This is a genomic window from Acinetobacter genomosp. 33YU, assembly GCF_001990725.1.
In the GTDB taxonomy this organism is placed as follows: domain Bacteria; phylum Pseudomonadota; class Gammaproteobacteria; order Pseudomonadales; family Moraxellaceae; genus Acinetobacter; species Acinetobacter seifertii.
In genome coordinates this window covers 20246-38631 of the sequence record NZ_LFZQ01000006.1, presented here as the reverse complement: position 1 = coordinate 38631, position 18386 = coordinate 20246, and the positions used below count along the sequence as shown (strand labels likewise).

The 18386-nt window shown below is 38.8% G+C and carries 18 protein-coding genes; 9 read left to right on the top strand and 9 right to left on the bottom strand.

Annotated elements, in window-relative coordinates; all coding sequences use genetic code 11:
- The first annotated feature begins 36 nt into the window (after positions 1 to 36).
- From pstC to blp2, 6 genes are all read left to right on the top strand, one after another.
- Entirely contained in the window at positions 37 to 1416 is a 1380-nt protein-coding gene (gene pstC, locus AC056_RS06545; RefSeq protein ID WP_039254447.1) for a phosphate ABC transporter permease subunit PstC, read from the top strand.
- Positions 1413 to 2810: a phosphate ABC transporter permease PstA gene (pstA, locus tag AC056_RS06540; RefSeq protein ID WP_004700128.1), complete on the top strand. Its 1398-nt coding sequence runs from the start codon at positions 1413 to 1415 to the stop codon at positions 2808 to 2810. The genes pstC and pstA overlap by 4 nt, the downstream gene beginning before the upstream one ends.
- 13 nt (positions 2811 to 2823) lie before the next feature.
- Positions 2824 to 3726 (top strand): phosphate ABC transporter ATP-binding protein PstB, encoded by a 903-nt coding sequence (pstB, locus tag AC056_RS06535; RefSeq protein WP_004700130.1) that lies wholly within the window; start codon positions 2824 to 2826, stop codon positions 3724 to 3726.
- Between the two features lie 147 nt (positions 3727 to 3873).
- Positions 3874 to 4836 carry a protease SohB gene (sohB, locus tag AC056_RS06530; protein WP_019457719.1) on the top strand — a complete coding sequence of 321 codons (963 nt, stop codon included), beginning with the start codon at positions 3874 to 3876 and terminating at the stop codon, positions 4834 to 4836.
- A gap of 133 nt (positions 4837 to 4969) precedes the next feature.
- On the top strand, positions 4970 to 5587 hold the full coding sequence (locus AC056_RS06525; protein WP_077163097.1) for a cytochrome b/b6 domain-containing protein: 618 nt from the start codon (positions 4970 to 4972) through the stop codon (positions 5585 to 5587).
- A gap of 194 nt (positions 5588 to 5781) precedes the next feature.
- Positions 5782 to 7965 (top strand): Ig-like repeat protein Blp2, encoded by a 2184-nt coding sequence (gene blp2 / locus AC056_RS06520; protein WP_139344626.1) that lies wholly within the window; start codon positions 5782 to 5784, stop codon positions 7963 to 7965.
- A gap of 51 nt (positions 7966 to 8016) precedes the next feature.
- On the opposite strand, the gene AC056_RS06515 is transcribed toward blp2, so the two are convergent.
- The 9 genes from AC056_RS06515 to AC056_RS06475 all read right to left on the bottom strand — a co-directional run bounded on the left by AC056_RS06515 (position 8017) and on the right by AC056_RS06475 (position 15509).
- On the bottom strand, positions 8017 to 8652 hold the full coding sequence (locus tag AC056_RS06515; RefSeq protein WP_077163096.1) for a DUF2238 domain-containing protein: 636 nt from the start codon (positions 8650 to 8652) through the stop codon (positions 8017 to 8019).
- 80 nt (positions 8653 to 8732) lie between these two features.
- A complete protein-coding gene (purB, locus tag AC056_RS06510) occupies positions 8733 to 10121 on the bottom strand; it encodes an adenylosuccinate lyase (protein WP_077163095.1) in 1389 nt (462 codons plus the stop codon).
- Positions 10122 to 10175: 54 nt separating this feature from the next.
- Complete coding sequence (gene hflD / locus AC056_RS06505) at positions 10176 to 10910, bottom strand: high frequency lysogenization protein HflD (protein ID WP_049065896.1); 735 nt, start codon at positions 10908 to 10910, stop codon at positions 10176 to 10178.
- Between the two features lie 13 nt (positions 10911 to 10923).
- Positions 10924 to 12057, bottom strand: coding sequence for a tRNA 2-thiouridine(34) synthase MnmA (gene mnmA, locus AC056_RS06500; RefSeq protein WP_004700144.1), 1134 nt, complete (start codon positions 12055 to 12057; stop codon positions 10924 to 10926).
- A 4-nt stretch (positions 12058 to 12061) separates the two neighbouring features.
- Positions 12062 to 12550 (bottom strand): NUDIX hydrolase, encoded by a 489-nt coding sequence (locus tag AC056_RS06495; protein ID WP_004700146.1) that lies wholly within the window; start codon positions 12548 to 12550, stop codon positions 12062 to 12064.
- A 119-nt stretch (positions 12551 to 12669) separates the two neighbouring features.
- Positions 12670 to 13215 carry a gamma carbonic anhydrase family protein gene (locus AC056_RS06490; RefSeq protein WP_004700148.1) on the bottom strand — a complete coding sequence of 182 codons (546 nt, stop codon included), beginning with the start codon at positions 13213 to 13215 and terminating at the stop codon, positions 12670 to 12672.
- Between the two features lie 89 nt (positions 13216 to 13304).
- Positions 13305 to 14453: a D-alanyl-D-alanine carboxypeptidase PBP5/6 gene (gene dacC / locus AC056_RS06485; RefSeq protein WP_004700150.1), complete on the bottom strand. Its 1149-nt coding sequence runs from the start codon at positions 14451 to 14453 to the stop codon at positions 13305 to 13307.
- A gap of 126 nt (positions 14454 to 14579) precedes the next feature.
- Positions 14580 to 14990, bottom strand: a complete 411-nt coding sequence (locus AC056_RS06480) for an MCR_0457 family protein (RefSeq protein WP_004700152.1) — start codon at positions 14988 to 14990, stop codon at positions 14580 to 14582.
- A 147-nt stretch (positions 14991 to 15137) separates the two neighbouring features.
- A complete protein-coding gene (locus tag AC056_RS06475; RefSeq protein ID WP_077163093.1) occupies positions 15138 to 15509 on the bottom strand; it encodes an MCR_0457 family protein in 372 nt (123 codons plus the stop codon).
- Positions 15510 to 15611: 102 nt separating this feature from the next.
- Here AC056_RS06475 and surE point away from each other — a divergent pair, with 102 nt between their 5' ends.
- From surE to AC056_RS06460, 3 genes are all read left to right on the top strand, one after another.
- Entirely contained in the window at positions 15612 to 16382 is a 771-nt protein-coding gene (gene surE / locus AC056_RS06470) for a 5'/3'-nucleotidase SurE (protein ID WP_004700156.1), read from the top strand.
- Positions 16383 to 16493: 111 nt separating this feature from the next.
- Entirely contained in the window at positions 16494 to 17324 is an 831-nt protein-coding gene (locus AC056_RS06465) for a peptidoglycan DD-metalloendopeptidase family protein (RefSeq protein ID WP_039254429.1), read from the top strand.
- A 101-nt stretch (positions 17325 to 17425) separates the two neighbouring features.
- Complete coding sequence (locus AC056_RS06460) at positions 17426 to 18355, top strand: LysR family transcriptional regulator (RefSeq protein WP_077163092.1); 930 nt, start codon at positions 17426 to 17428, stop codon at positions 18353 to 18355.
- The last annotated feature ends 31 nt before the right edge of the window (positions 18356 to 18386 follow it).

Sequence of the window (18386 nt, the reverse complement as noted above, 5' to 3'; positions counted from 1 at the left end):
CCAAATTATGACAATTGAGAAAACAGTGGAGAATACATGAATCTGCTACTTATCGGTGTGTTGTTAGCCCTTGTGGCAATTGCATATCAACTTGGGCTAAGAAAGAGCCGCCACCTAGCAGGTAAGGGAAGCAACTCGGCGACACTACATTCTCGTCCTGGTTATTATGGCGCACTGGTTGGGCTTTGGTGCGGTATCCCTGCTTTTTTAATTTTGATCATTTGGAACTTGGTTGAGCCAAGTATTTTAAATCATATTATCTTTAATAATGTTCCTGCTTCTGTCGCTGCATCTCTAGATGAAGCAGCAAGAAGTGTTCTTGTTGATCGAGTTCAATCGATTGCTTCAGGTTTTGGGGTAAGTGATCATCCAGAAGCTTATGAGTTGGCTGCGGCTCAGCAATATGCAAAATTTCAAACTATTGGCTCTTTTGCCAAATTTGCTGTTGTTGTTTGTGCTGCCTTACTAGGCTTGGTCTGGGCAAAGAAAAAAATCAATCAAGAATATCGCGCTCGTAACCAAGTTGAACGTGCCATTAATGTTGCTTTAATCCTGTGTTCTGGTGTTGCAATCTTAACCACTATCGGCATTGTAATGTCGATGTTTGGTGAAGCAATGCACTTCTTCCATTTTGTAAGTCCAATTGACTTTTTCTTTGGAACTGAATGGAACCCAGGTTTTAGTACTTCAGGTAATGCAGAAGGTAGCTATGGTTTATTACCATTACTATGGGGTACGCTCATGGTCAGTGGTATTGCTTTATTGGTTGCCGTACCAGTTGGCTTAATGATTGCTATTTATTTAGCTGAATACGCATCTCCATGGTTACGCTCATGGGCCAAACCAACCATTGAAGTTTTAGCGGGTATTCCAACGATTGTTTATGGTGTTTTTGCCATGATGGTTATTGGTCCATTCTTTAAAGCTGTTGGTGCTCATATTGGTATCGAAATTAACGCAACCAGTGCTTTGACTGCAGGTTTCGTAATGGGAATCATGATTATCCCATTTGTTTCATCTTTGTCAGATGACATTATTACTCAAGTTCCACGTGCACTTCGTGATGGTTCACTTGGACTTGGCGCAACCAAATCAGAAACAATCCGCCAAGTGGTTTTACCAGCAGCTTTACCGGGTATTACTGGGGCATTTTTATTGGCTGTATCGCGTGCCGTAGGGGAAACCATGATTGTGGTTTTGGCAGCGGGGAACAGTCCACTTCTACATGCAAATCCGTTTGAAGCTGTTTCGACAGTGACTGTAACCATCGTAAAGCAGTTAACTGGCGATACCGATTTTGCAAGCCCGCAAGCCTTGGTGGCATTTGCACTGGGTTTAACACTCTTTGTGATTACCTTGGGATTAAACATTGTTGCACTGTACATTGTGCGTAAATACCGTGAGCAATACGAATGAGTACATCAAATACATCGTCTCCTATGGATCAGAACGTATTTGATCCACAAGCTGCTGCTCAGGCGCGTGATCGCCGTAAAAAAGTGATTGAAAAATCATTGGCGAAGCGTCACCGTAAAGAAAAAGCTTTCCGTATTGCTGGTTTATCGGCAGTTGTTATTGGTCTTGCATTCGTTGCGCTATTGTTCGGTAGTATTTTGGCAAAAGGTTTACCAGCATTTTGGCAAACCAGCATGAATGTTCCAGTTTACTTTGACCCTAAAGTGATTGATGCGGGTCCTGTGCCTGTTCGTACTCAGGGTGAAACACCGGCGCATTACCAAGAACGTTATGTCGATTGGCAAACAAAAATGGGTATGGTGGATTGGGATAGCCTGATCGTAAATGGTATGGTTGCTAAAGACCCTTCACTTGAGTCACAGCGTGATTCCTTACGTAGCCTTTATGCAAGTTCTGAAGCTTATCGTTTACGTGACATGGTATTTGCTGACCCATCGCTGATTGGTAAAAAAGAGAACCTTACTTTCTTGGGCGATGCTAACGTAGACGTATGGTTAAAAGGTAACATTGACCGCTCATTACCAGATGACCAGCAACAGCTTGACCCGGAAACTCGTAAGCTTGCAGATGATTTGAAAGCAAAGGGTATTCTCGAAAATACATTTAATACCAATTTATTTACAAATCCGGACTCTCGTAGTTCACCAGCAATTAGTGGTCTTGCAGGTGCATTCATGGGCTCGTTATTTATGATGCTGATTGTGATCATTATTTCGATCCCAATTGGTGTAGCGAGTGCTATTTATCTGGAAGAGTTTGCACCAAAGAACTTTCTTACAGACATTATTGAAGTCAACATTAATAACCTTGCGGCTGTTCCTTCAATTGTGTTCGGTTTACTTGGTGCTGCCATTTTCATTGGCTGGATGCACTTACCATTGTCGGCTCCGTTCGTTGGTGGTTTGGTACTAAGTTTAATGACATTACCAACAGTCATTATTACAACACGTGCTTCTTTAAAAGCTGTGCCACCATCAATTCGTCAAGCTGCACTTGGTTTGGGGGCTTCAAAAGTACAAACCGTTTTCCATCATGTTTTACCTTTGGCGATGCCAGGGATCATGACAGGTTCAATTATTGGTGTTGCACACGCCCTTGGTGAAACTGCGCCGTTACTTTTAATCGGAATGAGTGCATTCGTTGCAAGTATTCCAACCACTCCATTTGATCAAGCAACTGCTTTACCTGTTCAAGTTTACTTATGGCAGGGTAATGAGTTGCGTAACTTCTTCGAAGGCCGTACTGCTGCTGCGATTATCGTACTTCTTGCATTAATGATTGGTTTAAACAGCCTTGCAATTTGGTTACGTAAAAAGTTCGAAGTGCGTTGGTAATAGAGGATAAATAATGAATACTATTGATATTACGAATTCCTTAGAAAAGGATAAGTTAGTGAATACTGAACAGTCTCAATTTACAGATAAGCCGCTGAACCATGGCACTTCATATGTTTCGCATTTTGAACCGCAAACTTCAAAAAAGCAGAACTCAACTGAAATCAAAATTAGTGCACAAGATGCCCATGTTTACTATGGGGACTTTGAAGCAATTAAAGGCATCGATTTAGATATCTATCAAAATGAAGTGATTGCATTCATTGGACCATCAGGTTGTGGTAAATCGACTTTCCTACGTACTCTAAACCGTATGAATGACACGATTGATGGTTGTCGTGTAACAGGTAAGATCACTTTAGATAATAAAAATATCTATGATCCAAATCTGGACGTTGTATTGCTACGTGCTCAGGTGGGCATGGTATTCCAAAAGCCAAACCCATTTCCTAAGTCTATTTTTGATAACGTTGCATATGGACCAAAGCTACACGGTCTAGCACGTGACAAATATGACCTAGAAGAAATTGTTGAAAATAGCTTGCGTAAAGCGGGCTTATGGGAAGAAGTGAAAGATCGTTTGAATCAGCCAGGTACAGGTTTATCTGGTGGTCAGCAACAACGTTTATGTATTGCACGTACGATTGCAGTAAGTCCTGAAGTCATTTTGATGGATGAACCATGTTCTGCACTTGACCCAATTGCAACAGCAAAAGTGGAAGAGCTTATTTCAGAACTTTCTGATCAATATACGATTGTGATTGTAACGCACTCAATGCAACAAGCAGCACGTGTTTCAGACCGTACAGCTTACTTCCATTTAGGTGATTTAATTGAAGTAAACTCTACAGAAAAAGTATTTACGCAACCTGATCATCAATTAACAGAAGCGTACATTACTGGCCGTTTCGGTTAATTTATAGCTGTAAAAGAAAAAGAGCCTTGTGCTCTTTTTTTTATTCAATAAATGAAAATGAATCTATTTTGCAAAATCGCTATTGAATTTTAATCAAAAGAACCACATCTTAAGGCTATAAAGACAAACTTATGAGCATAGAATTTTATGTTATTCCATTTGCCTAAACTCCCTGCGGAAATACGTGTTAGTCATTTAAATGCACGTGTAAATGAACAGAGAAAAAAAATTGCACAAACCACAGCAAGTCGTTTAGAGCTTTTACAATTAGCTCAACAACTTGCGAAAGAAGCTAAAATCCGCCGTAAGAACAATCAGAAAATTTTTGTTTTAGATTTTAAGGGTGACATTCAAGCATCTGCGGTTGAAAACCTTCGTGAAGAAATCACACTTATTTTAGCTACAGCTAAAGCTGGACGTGACCGCGTAGTGGTACGTCTTGAAAGCCCAGGTGGTATGGTTCATGGTTATGGACTAGCAGCAGCTCAATTGGTTCGTTTACGTGATGCAGGTTTTCATTTAACGATTTGTGTCGACAAAGTCGCTGCAAGTGGCGGTTATATGATGGCTTGTATTGCAAATGAAATTATTTCTGCACCATTTGCTGTTGTTGGCTCTATTGGTGTCGTTGCTCAGGTTCCAAATTTCAATCGTCTTTTAAAACAGCATAACGTTGACTTCGAACTTTATACAGCAGGGCAATATAAGCGTACTGTGACCATGTTTGGTGAAAATACGCCTGAAGGTAAAGCTAAGTTTGAAGAAGAGCTACAACAAACACATGTCTTGTTTAAGCACTTTGTAGAGAAATATCGTCCACAGCTGAATGTAGATAAAGTTGCTACAGGCGAGCATTGGTATGGACAAGATGCGCTTGATTTAAACCTTGTAGATAAACTAGAAACTTCTGATGAGTATTTATTAGCTTTATTACCTCAGCATGATGTCTATGTGATCAACACACGTAAAAAGGCAACTTTGGGTGAAAAGTTGGGTTTACAAGCTGCTCAAATGGCGGATAGCCTGATTCCGGCGGTAATGAATAAAGTTGCAGACACTTTGGCAAAAGCGAATTCAACGCTAGTTCAAATGCGTGATACAAAATTTTAATTAAGATATTTATAAAAGAAAGAGCACCTTAATGGGTGCTCTTTTTATATCGATGATTAAAAGAATTTGCTTAATATTTGTTTAAGTTTCAATTGCCAAAGTATGAGTTAATTCCTAAATTTTGAGTTTTATGATGTCAAAGACTTTGTCGCATATTGATATTCTCATAAGAATTTTACACATCATTATTATGATTGCTTTTACTGGAGCTTACTTTACAGGCGATAATGAAGACCTACATCAAGTGCATATGATGTTTGGTTATATACTTCTCATCAGTATTATCATACGAGTTATTTGGCATTTTTTAAGCCCGCGTGTTTCAAATAGCGCACCATTTGGCATAAAAAAGCGCAGCAGTATGGCATTCAATGCAATTAAAAAATCATTTAGTCATGCAAATTCAGCAAGTATTTTTTCGAAAAATTCAATTCAACTGTTCAGCATTGGACTATTTCAAGCTTCGATTGTATTTATTTTCATACTCATTCCTGTTGTTGTAGCACTTGGATACGGAACAGAGCACTTTACTTATTCTTTGAGAGACTTACATTCATTTTTCGCAAACTTATTTTTAGCCTTAGTTATCGTGCATCTTTCGACACTTGTTTTAAATAGCATACTTGCGAAACGCTTTCAGGGTTGGACTATGCTTAAGATGACACTTGCTGATAAGAAAATAACGAATTATATGACTTTATTTGTTTTAGTCCTTATAGGTGGATTTAGCTACTTTTACTTAAGAATGTAATATATACGTTTTATGTCTGTCCTGTTTAGTTATATTTTGAATGGAAAGAAAAAAAATATTATTGATAAATATACTTATTGAATTGTGATGGGTAAGTGATTTTGATATTTTAGGCAACAATAAAATAGCTTTTAGATGACTCATTTAAAAAGTTAAACATTTAAAAATATAACTGAAATTCAGGATAGGAAATAATGACAAGAATAATTGTAGCATCCAAAAAGGGTTTGGACGTTCTGCAAGATGGTCAGCTCAATAAAGTAATTTTGAATCAACCTACGATCATTCAAATTGGTATCAGTCAAAAAGATATTGCATCGATGGAAAAACAGGGTGGGCGCCTAGTCATCCACTTAAAGAATGGCGAGACAATTGTCTTAGAAAATTTCTTTAATGAAGCAACAAATACAACAGAGCATTCCCTTGTTTTTCCGACTGAACATGGAAAATTTGTTGAAGCACAATTCGATGCCCAAGGTAAAGTAATCGACTATAAAGGCTTAAATCACGTTACAGATTTAGGTTACGGCAGTACTAGTCCAGCCGCTGCAAACATCGCGGTTGATAGTGATCCAAGTTTTTCAATGGGAAGCGTACTTAAAGCAGGTCTAGCAGTTTTAGCTGCGGAAGGACTATATCTTTGGGCTTTTAAGAAAGATGATAAGGAGGATTCATCAAGTGCGCCTGATTTAATCGCACCTGCTGCTCCTACAGCTACGCTTGCTGATGATACCGTGACAGTGACTGGTAAAACTGAAGCGAATGCAAAAATCTATCTTAAAGATGCTGCAGGCAATACGGTTGCATCAGGTGTTGCAGATGCAAGTGGTAACTACACGATTAAATTAGATAAGCCACTCGTGAATGGTGATAAATTAAATGTTATTGCTCAGGATGGAGCTGGAAATAATTCAAAAGCGACTGTTGTAACAGGAACAAAAGATACAATTGCCCCAGATGCTCCACAGGCTCAATTGAACGATGATGGAACATTGGTAACTGGTAAGGCTGAAGCAAATGCAAAAATCACAGTTTATGATGCCACTGGCAAAGTATTAGGAACTGTTTTTGCAAATAAAGATGGTATTTATTCTTTAAAAATTACTCCACCATTAACTAGTGAAGCTGGAGGCAAAGTAGTTGCCGAAGATGCTGCTGGTAATAAATCTGAAGAAGTTAAAATTATTGCGGGTAAAGACACTGTACCACCAGCTTCACCTTTTGTTGAAGTTAACAAAGAAGGGTCGGTAATACATGGTAAAACCGAAGCAAATGCAAAAGTTCAAATTAAAGATGCAGATGGCAAAGTCATTGGAACTGGCATGGCGGATGCCCAAGGTGAGTTTCAAATTACGCTGTCGCCTGCTTTAAAAGAGTCTCAAAAAGGGACAGTAGTTGTTGAAGATGCAGCAGGCAATACGTCAAAGCCTATCGAAATTAAACCAGGTTCTGATTCGATTGCACCGGATAAACCAACTGCTCAAATTAATGCAGATGGTAATTCGGTAACTGGTACAGCCGAAGCAAATGCCAAAATTGAAATAAAAGATGTGACAGGTAAGGTTATTGGTAGTGGAACAGCAGATGCGAATGGAAAATTTACTATTAGCATTTCACCAGCATTAACTGATAACAATCATGGTTCTGTTTCAGCCATCGATAACGCTGGAAACCGATCTGAAAGCTTCGATATTGTGGGTACGAAAGATACTATTCCTCCAACAAAACCTATATTAAATAGCGCAGAAGATGATGTAGGGGATGTAAAAGGCACTATTGGATCTGGCTCAGAAACGGATGATGCTAGACCAAAACTTACAGGTTCAGGTGAGGCAAATGCGACGCTTACGATTTATGATAATGGTATTGCAATTGGAGTAGTGACTGTATCAACTGGTAAATCATGGACATTTACATTTGATAAAGACTTAGCTTTGGGTAAGCATAGCATTACTTTGACTCAAACTGATGCGGCAGGGCTTACGAGTGAAGCAAGCTCTCCATTTATCTTTTATGTAGTTGCACCGAAAACTGCAAGTTTAGCTGATGCCTCAGTAGATACGTTGGGTACACATGAACCAGCTTTAGCAGATAGTGTTGGACTGAGTACTTTAAAAGTCGCACAAAATACAACACCTGAGACCAATACCCAGCAGAAAACTGTTCCTATAGATGATTTATTGAAAAGTTCTTCTGCGAGTGACTCAGATCCAGTGGCAAAGCTTTTAGCATCGACTGCATTAAAGCCTACACAAGCACCTGAACAAACTGATGTAAATACTTCAGTTGACCAGACAACAAATCTTGATCAAATTTTACCAAATACGACTTCTTCACCTTTGCAAAATATTTTAGAACAGACTTATCCGGTTGTTTAAAAGACTCTATGTAAAATATAAAAGCGCTCAATGAGCGCTTTTTATTTATGGCTAATTTTTGATTTTCGGTGTTGTTATAAGAGTAATAACTCCATAAACAATTGATCCAATTGTGGCGAGTAACATGTCTTTATGGGCATCCCACATGTCGCCTTGTTGCCCATTATAATTTTCAGCTTGTTCAGGTGATAAGCCAATAGCAATGAGCCATTCGATCAGTTCATAAAAAACACTCGATGCCATCACGAATTGAACTACAAGTAAAAATAGGGAAAACGGACGTGCAGTCGGCAACCAAACTTGAAAAACGCGATAAATAAGAGGGTAGAGCAAAGCACCATATGAAAAGTGCACAAGTCGATCATACATATTGCGAGACCAACCCATGTATTCATCTAAATTAAAATGAAAGATGTGCTGAATCCAGTCGTTATACGGAACGTATGAATATAGATAATGAGCACCAATTACGTGTATTAAAAGAAACAGTAAATAAAAACAAAAACTTAAAAAATCGAGACCAATTTTTTTGAAAATAATAAAAAGTAAAATCAGCATTAAAACAGTGCCGGATTGATGAAGTAAGTAAGCTTCAAACTCCAGAGGATTGATACCTGAAACAATAATGGCAATCAAAAGCAGGCTGATTGCAATATAGTGTTTAAGTTGAAAATTTTTTTCGATCATTTTATGGAAAACTTTATTTTGATGAGTATAAGTGTAATAAAAAAGCGAAGCCTAGGCTTCGCTTTTGATTAACTTTTTAATTAGATTTTACTAATTAATTCATTAATTTGTTTTGCTTGTTCAGCTGCGTTACCCGTATAAGTTGCAGGAGTAAGCTCAGCTAAACGAGCACGCTCTTCGCTTGGTACTTGAGCAAGTTCGTTACCATTTACGAAATCAACCATCATGTCGCGAGTCATTGCTTGACCACGAGTTAAAGCTTTTAACTTCTCATATGGTTTTTCAATGTTGTAACGACGCATAACTGTTTGAATTGGCTCTGCAAGAACTTCTTGAGCTTGGTCAAGATCTTCATTTAAACGATTTGCATTAAGCTCAAGTTTGCCAACACCTTTTAAGCAAGCATCAAAAGCAATTAAGCTTTGAGCAAAACCAACACCCATGTTACGAAGTACAGTTGAGTCAGTTAAGTCACGCTGCCAGCGAGAAATTGGTAATTTTTCGCCTAAGTGAGCCAACACTGCATTTGCAATGCCTAAGTTACCTTCAGAGTTTTCAAAGTCAATTGGGTTAACTTTGTGTGGCATAGTTGAAGAACCAACTTCGCCTTCTTTAAGTTTTTGCTTGAAGTAACCTAAAGAGATATAACCCCATACGTCGCGGTTAAAGTCGATCAAAATCGTATTGAAACGACGTAATGCATCAAACAACTCAGCCATGTAGTCGTGTGGCTCGATTTGAGTTGTGTATGGGTTAAATGTTAAACCCAAAGATTCAACAAAAGCTTGTGCGTGAGCAGCCCAGTCAACATCTGGGTAAGCAGAAAGGTGAGCATTGTAGTTACCTACCGCACCATTGATTTTGCCTAGTAACTCAACATTTTCAAACTGTTTGATTTGACGAGCTAAACGATATGCAACGTTTGCCATTTCTTTACCCAAAGTTGTTGGGCTAGCAGTTTGACCATGTGTACGAGACAACATAGGTTGTTCAGCATGAGTTGTTGCTAAAGCAGAAATTGCATTTAAAATTTGCTTCATGCTTGATACTAAAACTTCACGACCGTTTTTAAGCATAAGCGCATGAGACAAGTTGTTGATGTCTTCTGATGTACAAGCGAAGTGAATAAACTCACCAGCATTTTGTAATTCAGAAATACCAGCAATTTTCTCTTTCAAGAAATATTCAACTGCTTTTACGTCATGGTTAGTTGTACGCTCAATTTCTTTAATGCGATTCGCATCTTCTTCAGAGAAGTTGCTTACGATTGCATCTAAAGCCGCATTTGTTTCAGTTGAGAAAGGAGCAACTTCAATAATTTCTGGACGGTTAGAAAGCGCTTGTAACCAACGCACTTCTACAGTGACACGAGCATGAATTAAACCAAACTCAGAAAGAAAAGGGCGTAGCGCATCACATTTGCTGGCATAACGTCCATCTAATGGTGATAGTGCGGTTAAAGCGTTCATAACGATTCCTTAATGCTGGAATAAACATAAAACAAAAATAATCTCGTTACAGCGTTAGATAACTTGGTACTGTAAACGAGCAAGTGCTTGAATATCCTGTAGCAATTTACGTTTGCTAAAAATCATGTTCCATGAACTACCGCCGAGTTGTCGCCATAAATGAGCCATTTGAAGCCCTGTAAACAGACAAGCACGAATACGGTTAGTATGGTTGGTATCTTTAAATGCCTCAGCATTACCACGAACAAGAATACGTGGATTAATTTGCCCAGCGGTATCTACATAGGTTTGCGCCAAATTGGCTAAAATACTTGGGTGTAAATAGTTATTATCGAAAAAAGAAAGCTGTTTTAAAATTTTCTGCTGTGCTTTTTCAATAATCGCTACATATTCAGGATTGCTATAGACCTTTTTTTCTAATTGCAAAAGTGACATCGCATAAGACATGGGAAGTTTTGCACTACGCATTTTAGGCAAACGAGATTTAGGCGCATTGGTAAAAGGCTGAGTAATACAATTTTCGAGTGTCTTAAGACCTAATGAAATATCAGCCAGTTGATTAAAAAAATCTAAAGTCTGAACACTATTATTATTTATTGTAGGGCGAATATTTAAACTCGCCTTTATTAATAACTCAAAATAGAAATTACCGCTTTCACCAATACTTTGTTGCCCAGTCATGGCAGTCATATGCGTAAGCTGGGTCGCTTGGAATACCCCAGCCAAAGCAAGGGCACGGTTTTGGCGAACATTCAAGGCTTGTGATTGTTGAAAGGGTAACTCCACCATGCCATCCATTCCCTTAAATAAAATCTGGTGTAGGGGCATTTGTATGGTGAATCACACCCCCGCCTAAGCAAACTTCATCCGAATAAAATACAACACTTTGGCCAGGTGTGACTGCGCGTTGAGGTTCATCAAACTCAACACGAATACCGTGTTCACTATTTTCATCAATAAACACTGTGCAAGCCTGATCAGGTTGGCGATAGCGTGTTTTGGCAGTACAACGTAATCCTTCAGTCGGAATATGTTGTTCTCCAGCTACCCAGTCAATTGACTCACTCCAAAGCTGTGTACTTTGCATAAGTGGGTGTTCATGTCCTTGACCTACAACTAATCGGTTGTTGGCAAGGTCTTTATGAAGTACAAACCATGCACCTTCTGCTGCACCTTTTAGTCCACCAAGACCAATACCGCCACGCTGACCGAGCGTATAGTACATCAGACCGTGATGTTCACCAACTTCTTTACCGTTATCCAGCACGATTTTACCTGGTTGAGCGGGTAAATATTGTTTAAGGAAGTCATTAAAGCGGCGTTCGCCGATAAAGCATATACCAGTTGAATCTTTTTTCTTCGCCGTTGCTAAGTCCAGTTCTTCGGCAATTCTACGCACTTCTGGCTTTTCAATTTCACCAACGGGGAATAGGGTTTTATTAATTTCACGGCCATGCACTGCATGCAAGAAATAAGTTTGGTCTTTGTTGTTATCTAAACCACGTAATAAAGGTGCATATGCTTCACCTTTAGAGTTATAAGCAGTTTCAGCACGACGAGCATAATGACCTGTTGCAATAAAATCTGCGCCTAAAGTCATGGCATGGTCTAAAAATGCACGAAACTTAATTTCTTTATTACATAAGATATCTGGGTTTGGGGTGCGGCCCGCTGCATATTCAGCTAAGAAAAGTTCAAATACACGATCCCAATATTCCATAGCAAAGTTTGCGGTATGGAGTTTAATACCTATTTTGTCAGCTACTGCTTGAGCATCGGCTAAATCTTCCATTGCTGTACAGTATTCCGTGCCGTCATCTTCCTCCCAGTTTTTCATGAAAAGACCTTCAACTTGATAACCCTGTTGAAGTAAAAGCGCCGCAGAAACAGATGAATCTACGCCACCAGACATACCGACGATGACACGTTGTTGCATAGGACTAGGCATCCAAATGTGAAGTTAATGAGGGAGAGAAAGGGTGCTCATAAATAAGAGCTAAAGGATAATGGTGACCTTTTATAGCATCTTCAAGGGCTTTAATCACCAGAGGGCTACGAGCACGGGCAGATTCTTGAAGCTCATCTAGAGTCATCCAGACAGCAGAAACAATACCTGTATCAAGTTTAGGGTCGCTTTCGACATGAGTGACGTGCGCTAAAAAGCAGAAGCGATAGTAAGTCCGATCCGGAAACATGGGTGGAGTATATGTATAAATGCCAAGTAAAGCATCTATCTCAACATGATGACCCGTTTCTTCAAGAGTTTCACGAATGGCAGCTTCTATTAGCGTTTCACCACATTCCACATGACCAGCAGGTTGATTAAACACTGTGTGTACAAAACCTTCGCTATGTTCTTCAACAAAAAGATAGCGTCCATCTTTTTCTACGACTGTAGCGACAGTGACATGAGGAGTCCATGCGGCCATAAAAAAGCACCATGAATTTAAAAGTCGTATGATACGAAATTTAGGGGTTTTTGGCTACGGTGATCTTACAAACGATAGAGGAACGTAAAACGCTATCGTTTGAAAAAACTCAGTACATTTTAATTTGTTTGGGTATCTTTATGGTTGTTTTGCACTTTTACATAATGTCTTGCTGAATAAGGTAAAAATGCCAATTCTTTTTCAGTTAGAGGACGTACTTGCTGTACAGGGCTTCCAACATATAAATAACCACTTTTTAAGACTTTACGAGGTGGAACTAAACTGCCTGCACCAATCATCACGTCATCTTCAATAACAACATCATCTAAAATAACGGTATTGATACCAACTAGTACGCGGTTACCAATGGTACAGCCATGTAAAGTAACATGATGACCTACAGTCACATCTTCACCAATAATAAGCGGGGAACCATTGGGTTTTGCATCATTTTTATGGCTGACATGTAACATACAATGGTCTTGTACATTACTATTTTTACCAATTTGAATGCTATTTACATCTCCGCGAATGACTGCAAAAGGCCAAACTGAAACATTTTCGGCCAATTTCACATCACCAACAACCACTGACATATCATCAATGTAACAGCTTGGATCAATTTGTGGATGATGATCTAAATAGGGACGGATGTTTTTTGTCATAAGAAGTATCAAAATAAAATTTAATCAAATTATAAAATAAAAAAGCACTCAAGCTAATAGCATGAGTGCTTAATCCAACTACTCTAAAATTAGAATAAGTTGCTAAAGAATTGTTTGATATGGTCGATCATACGTGCAAAGAAGCCTGCTTCTTCAACAGGTTTTAATGCAACTAAAGGTTTTTCAGCAATGACCTTGCCATCTAAACTTGCAACAAGTTTACCAACCACTTGGCCTTTTTGAAGAGGCGCATTTAAATTTGGTTGAACAACCAATTGAGTTTTAATGCCGCCTGCTTTGCCTTTAGGCATAGTAACGTTAAAGTTCTCTGCTAAACCAATTTGAACTTCATTTTCTTTACCAAACCATACTTTAGCTTTCGCAAGAACTTGATTTGCAGGTTGAACATTTGCAGTTTCAAAGTTTGCAAAACCCCAAGACAATAATGCACGTGTTTGGTTTGCACGTTCATTAACGCTATTGGTACCAAAAATCACTGAGATTAAACGCATTGGACCGCGTTTACTTGAAGTTGTTAAGCAGTAACCAGCTTCATCGGTATGACCTGTTTTTAGGCCATCAACACTTGGGTCTGTGTAAAGTAAAGCATTACGGTTACCTTGTTTGATACCGTTAAATGTAAACTCTTTCTCAGAGTAAATTGGATAGTATCTTGAGCTATCTTTAATAATATGTTGAGCTAAAACTGCCATATCTTTTGCAGTTGAATAATGACCTTCTGCAGGTAAACCCGTAGAGTTCATAAATTGGGTATTGGTCATGCCAATACGTTTTGCTTCCTGATTCATCAGGTGAGCAAAAGTACCTTCATTTCCAGCAATATGCTCAGCCATTGCTTTTGATGCGTCATTACCAGACTGGATGATAATACCTCGAAGCATCTCTAAAACAGTTGCTGTACCATTTAATGGAACATACATACATGATTCGGAACTACTGCCTTTACACCAAGCAGATTCGTTCATACGAACCTTTTCATTCTCGGTAAGTTCACCTTTTAATAGTTTTTGTTCAATGATGTAGCTTGTCATCATTTTAGTCATAGAAGCAGGAGCAAGCTTTTCATTTTCATTTTTAGAAGCAAGAATTTGTCCTGTCTCGTAATCCATTAATACATAAGACTTATTATTTAATTCTGGCGGAGCTGATAAGACAGTTGCTGCATAAGAAAAACTTGGTAAGAGGAGGAGTGCAGCAATAGCGCTTTTTCGAGTCATTCTAGGTAATTCCAATATCTTGTATGAAGCAGAAGAACCTAGCATTTTAGGACAAAGCAAAGCCGACTTCTATGGGGGAAGTCGGCTTTTTCGAACAGTATTGTAACTAGAGAGTTTTTAACTAATTTAGTTTTGCGATTGATAAGCTTTTACGTCTTGACAAACTAACGTATTTTGCTCGTTACCAGCAGCTTTTGCATCATTACGCGCTTCTTTTAAGACTTTCTTGAAACTTTTGTCTTTTGTACGTTTTTCTAAAGCTGCAACTGGGTCTGCTTCATTTGGCAAATAGTCTTTTACAAGACGTTCATAACCTTGAGCAAATTCTGCATCTTTTTTGCCAATCAAACTTGGGCAAATTTCAGAAAGTACCTGAATTGCTGCTAACTCTTCCGGTGTAGTGCCTTTATTTGGGGTAACTTCAACAACATTTTCATTTTCAGTTGGTTTTTTCTTGTCAGCAGCATAACCCACTGTTGCCATTGTCATAAGTAAAACAACAGAAAGAGATTGAACTAAGCTTTTTTTCATAAACATGGATAACCTGAAACAAAAATTTGAAATATGCCGATAGCTTAAACAATTTAAGGGCTAAAAAAATGGAAAAAATGTATTGTTATGTAGGTTTTCTGCTTTACATCAACAGAAAACCTTTTAAAGAAAAGCATATCAAGTGAAATAGGCTTAGTCTTTGTAATTTACCACTTCTTCACAAAGCTCATGTTGTTCATGGTGATCCATTTCTTTTGCAGCCTGACGAGCTTCATTTAGCAGGGTTTTATATTCTGAATCATTTTGCAGCGCAGAGAAGGTGATTGATTTATTGGAATAACCGCCAAGGTACATTGCAATAATCTTTTTAGTATTGGTTTCAAGATTTTTATTTGCACCAACAAAAGTCGGGCAAATTTCTTGTAAAACTTGAGTAGATGCAATGTCATCTTTAATTAAGCTATCAGCTTCTTGTGTCGAGATAACCTCATCAGCAAAAACCGTCTGTGTACACAGTGTGATACTGATCCCCAATACTTGAAAAAAAGGAGCGAAAGTTTTCATTTTTTCACAATTTTATAATGCTATGGAGGCATAAATATATATAATTCAACAAATAATTCAATTGAGAAAACCTTCGGGTTTATTTGTCGAGAAAGATTTTTAGTGAATATTTTAATTGCGAATGATGACGGTGTCTTTGCACCAGGTATACAAGCTTTAGCTGAAGCGTTAAAACCATTAGGCCGTGTTGTCGTGGTTGCTCCAGAAAGTGAGAGAAGTGGTTTTTCAAGTGCGTTAACACTTGATCGTCCTTTACGTCCTATTCAAATTGCCGAAGATGTGTGGGCTGTGAATGGAACACCAGCGGATTGCGTTTATTTATCTATGAATGGTCTATTCGATTTCGAATTTGACTTGGTTGTGAGTGGAATCAATAGTGGCGCAAACCTAGGTGACGATGTTCTGTACTCGGGAACAGTCGGTGCTGCGTTTGAAGGCCGCTTAATGAAACAACCTGCAATTGCAGTTTCTTTAGCTGGGTCGGATGTACGTTCATACAATCATAAAGATGATTATGCGCAAGCAGCCAAGTGGGTGCATGACTTTATTGCCAAAGGTTTACCTGCGCTACCACCGCGACATATTTTTAATATTAATATTCCGGATGTGCCACAGCTTAAAGGGACTCAAATTACTTATCAAGGCCGCCGTGCTCAATCTAAACCAATCACCAGTCATGTCGACCCAAGAGGAAGACAGGTTTATTGGATTGGTCTAGCAGGTGAGGCAGTTACTGACCCACAGCGTATTGCTAGCCAGATTCAATCTGACTTTTTTGCAGTTGCAAATGGTTTTGTGAGTGTAACTCCAATTCAGATGGATGCAACAAACTATGCGGTTTTAGAGGATTTACAGGCCAGTTTGGGCGAATAATCTAGGTCGAATGTTATAACTTTGTGAATAAAGAAAAAGAGGAACATGTTTCGTCTTACTTTTTTGGTACTCTTAGCCGAAATGATTTGTAGCATTTAGTGAGGGAGATCGATGCATTTAACTGAGCAACAAAGCAGATTGCATATTCAAAGAGACAAAATAATGAAAATTATGATGTTGTCTTTAGCTGTGGGTTTTACTGTTGCAATGGCAGGATGTGCTTCTAGACCACAAATTAATAATAGTTCTCGCTATGCGACGGCTCCTAACTATTATACAGTTCGTTCGGGCGATACTTTAAGTGGTATTGCAATGCGTTACGGTCTGGACTATGTCAGTATTGCTGAAATGAATGGCATTGCTCCACCGTATCGTATTTATGTTAATCAATCATTACGATTAAAGAAATCTTCTTCACCAAGAACCGTGTCGACACAAGTCATGGCGCAACCTGAACCAATTAAGCGCCAAACAATAGCATTACCGACTACGACAACAACGGCGCCACCAACAACCCCACCACGAACAGTTGCACCAACCACCAATACAACAGTGGGAACTGCTATTCCAAGTTCAAGCTTACGTTGGATCAAACCAAATAACGGACCAGTGATTCAAGGGTTTAATTTGGCGAATAATGTCAAAGGAATTCGTTATGGCGGTAATCAAGGTGATCCAATTTATGCGGCAGCAGATGGTCAAGTCGTATACGCAGCCGATGGCTTAAAAGAATATGGTAATTTAGTTTTAATTAAACATATTGATGGCTATATCAGTGCGTATGCCCACAATAGCAAGATGATGGTGAAGAGTGGAGACAATGTAACCGCAGGTCAAAAGATTGCAGAAATGGGCTCTTCAGGTGCGTCGAGAGTTATGCTTGAGTTCCAAATTCGCCTTGATGGTAAACCAATCAACCCAGCAAATCTTTTACCTAATTAGCTAATGCAATAAATATAGGTTTCCTCGTATAATGTAATTGGTTGCTTTCATTACAACAATAAGCATTTTTTATAAATTTAAAATTAGATTTGAGGAAACCTATGTTAGATCAGCTTCGTGCGATGGGTGTTTTTGCTTGTGTGGTTGAAAAAAGTTCATTTAGTGGTGCGGCACGTGAATTAGGCATTACAACAAGTGCTGTAAGTCAGCAAATACGTTCTCTTGAGCATGAAATGGATGTAATTTTATTACACCGTTCTACTCGGAAACTTAGTTTGACAGAGGCCGGACAGGCTTTTTTTTCAAGTTGTCAAGAAATGTTGGCAGCTGCAGAAAGAGGCAAAATCAGAATCAATGAATTGCGAGATGATTTGATTGGAGATTTGCGGATTGCAAGCACACCCGACTTAGCGGTTCAGCACATTATTCCTGCTCTATCTCATTGGATGTCAGCTCATCGCGGTTTATCTGTTCATTTTGAAGTAGGTCATCGTTATATTGACCTCATTGAAGAACGAATTGATGTTGCAGTGCGTATGAGTTCTACACCAGTAGAAGAGAGTAGTTCTGTCGTTCCTATGGCTTTTGTAGATCAGATTTTGGTAGCCTCTCCCAGCTATCTCAATCAATCGAGCCCGATTTTGCATCCAAACGATTTAAACAGCCATGAGTTGCTTTCAATCAATGCAATGAATGAATCACGCAGTTTTCATTTTCAACATGCCAAAACTGGTGAAAAATTGCATATTGAAATGGCAAGCCGTTTGCAAAGCAATAATTTGCAAGTTGCTAAAGCCTTATGTCAGCAAGGACATGGTATTGCTAGAATTTTATATTTAGATGCTCAAAAAGAATTGAAAGCTGGTTCTTTAATTGAAATCTTACCAGATTGGAAACTGCCAGCTTTTACTTTGTATGCAGAGATTGCCAAACACGATCAACAGCCAATGAAAATTCAACGCTGTGTTGAAGCACTTAAACAATATTTTAGTCAGTTGGCTGGTGGGCGAGCGATGCAGATCGTTCGCTAACTTTCAATTGATGCATAAAAAGGGCTTGTGA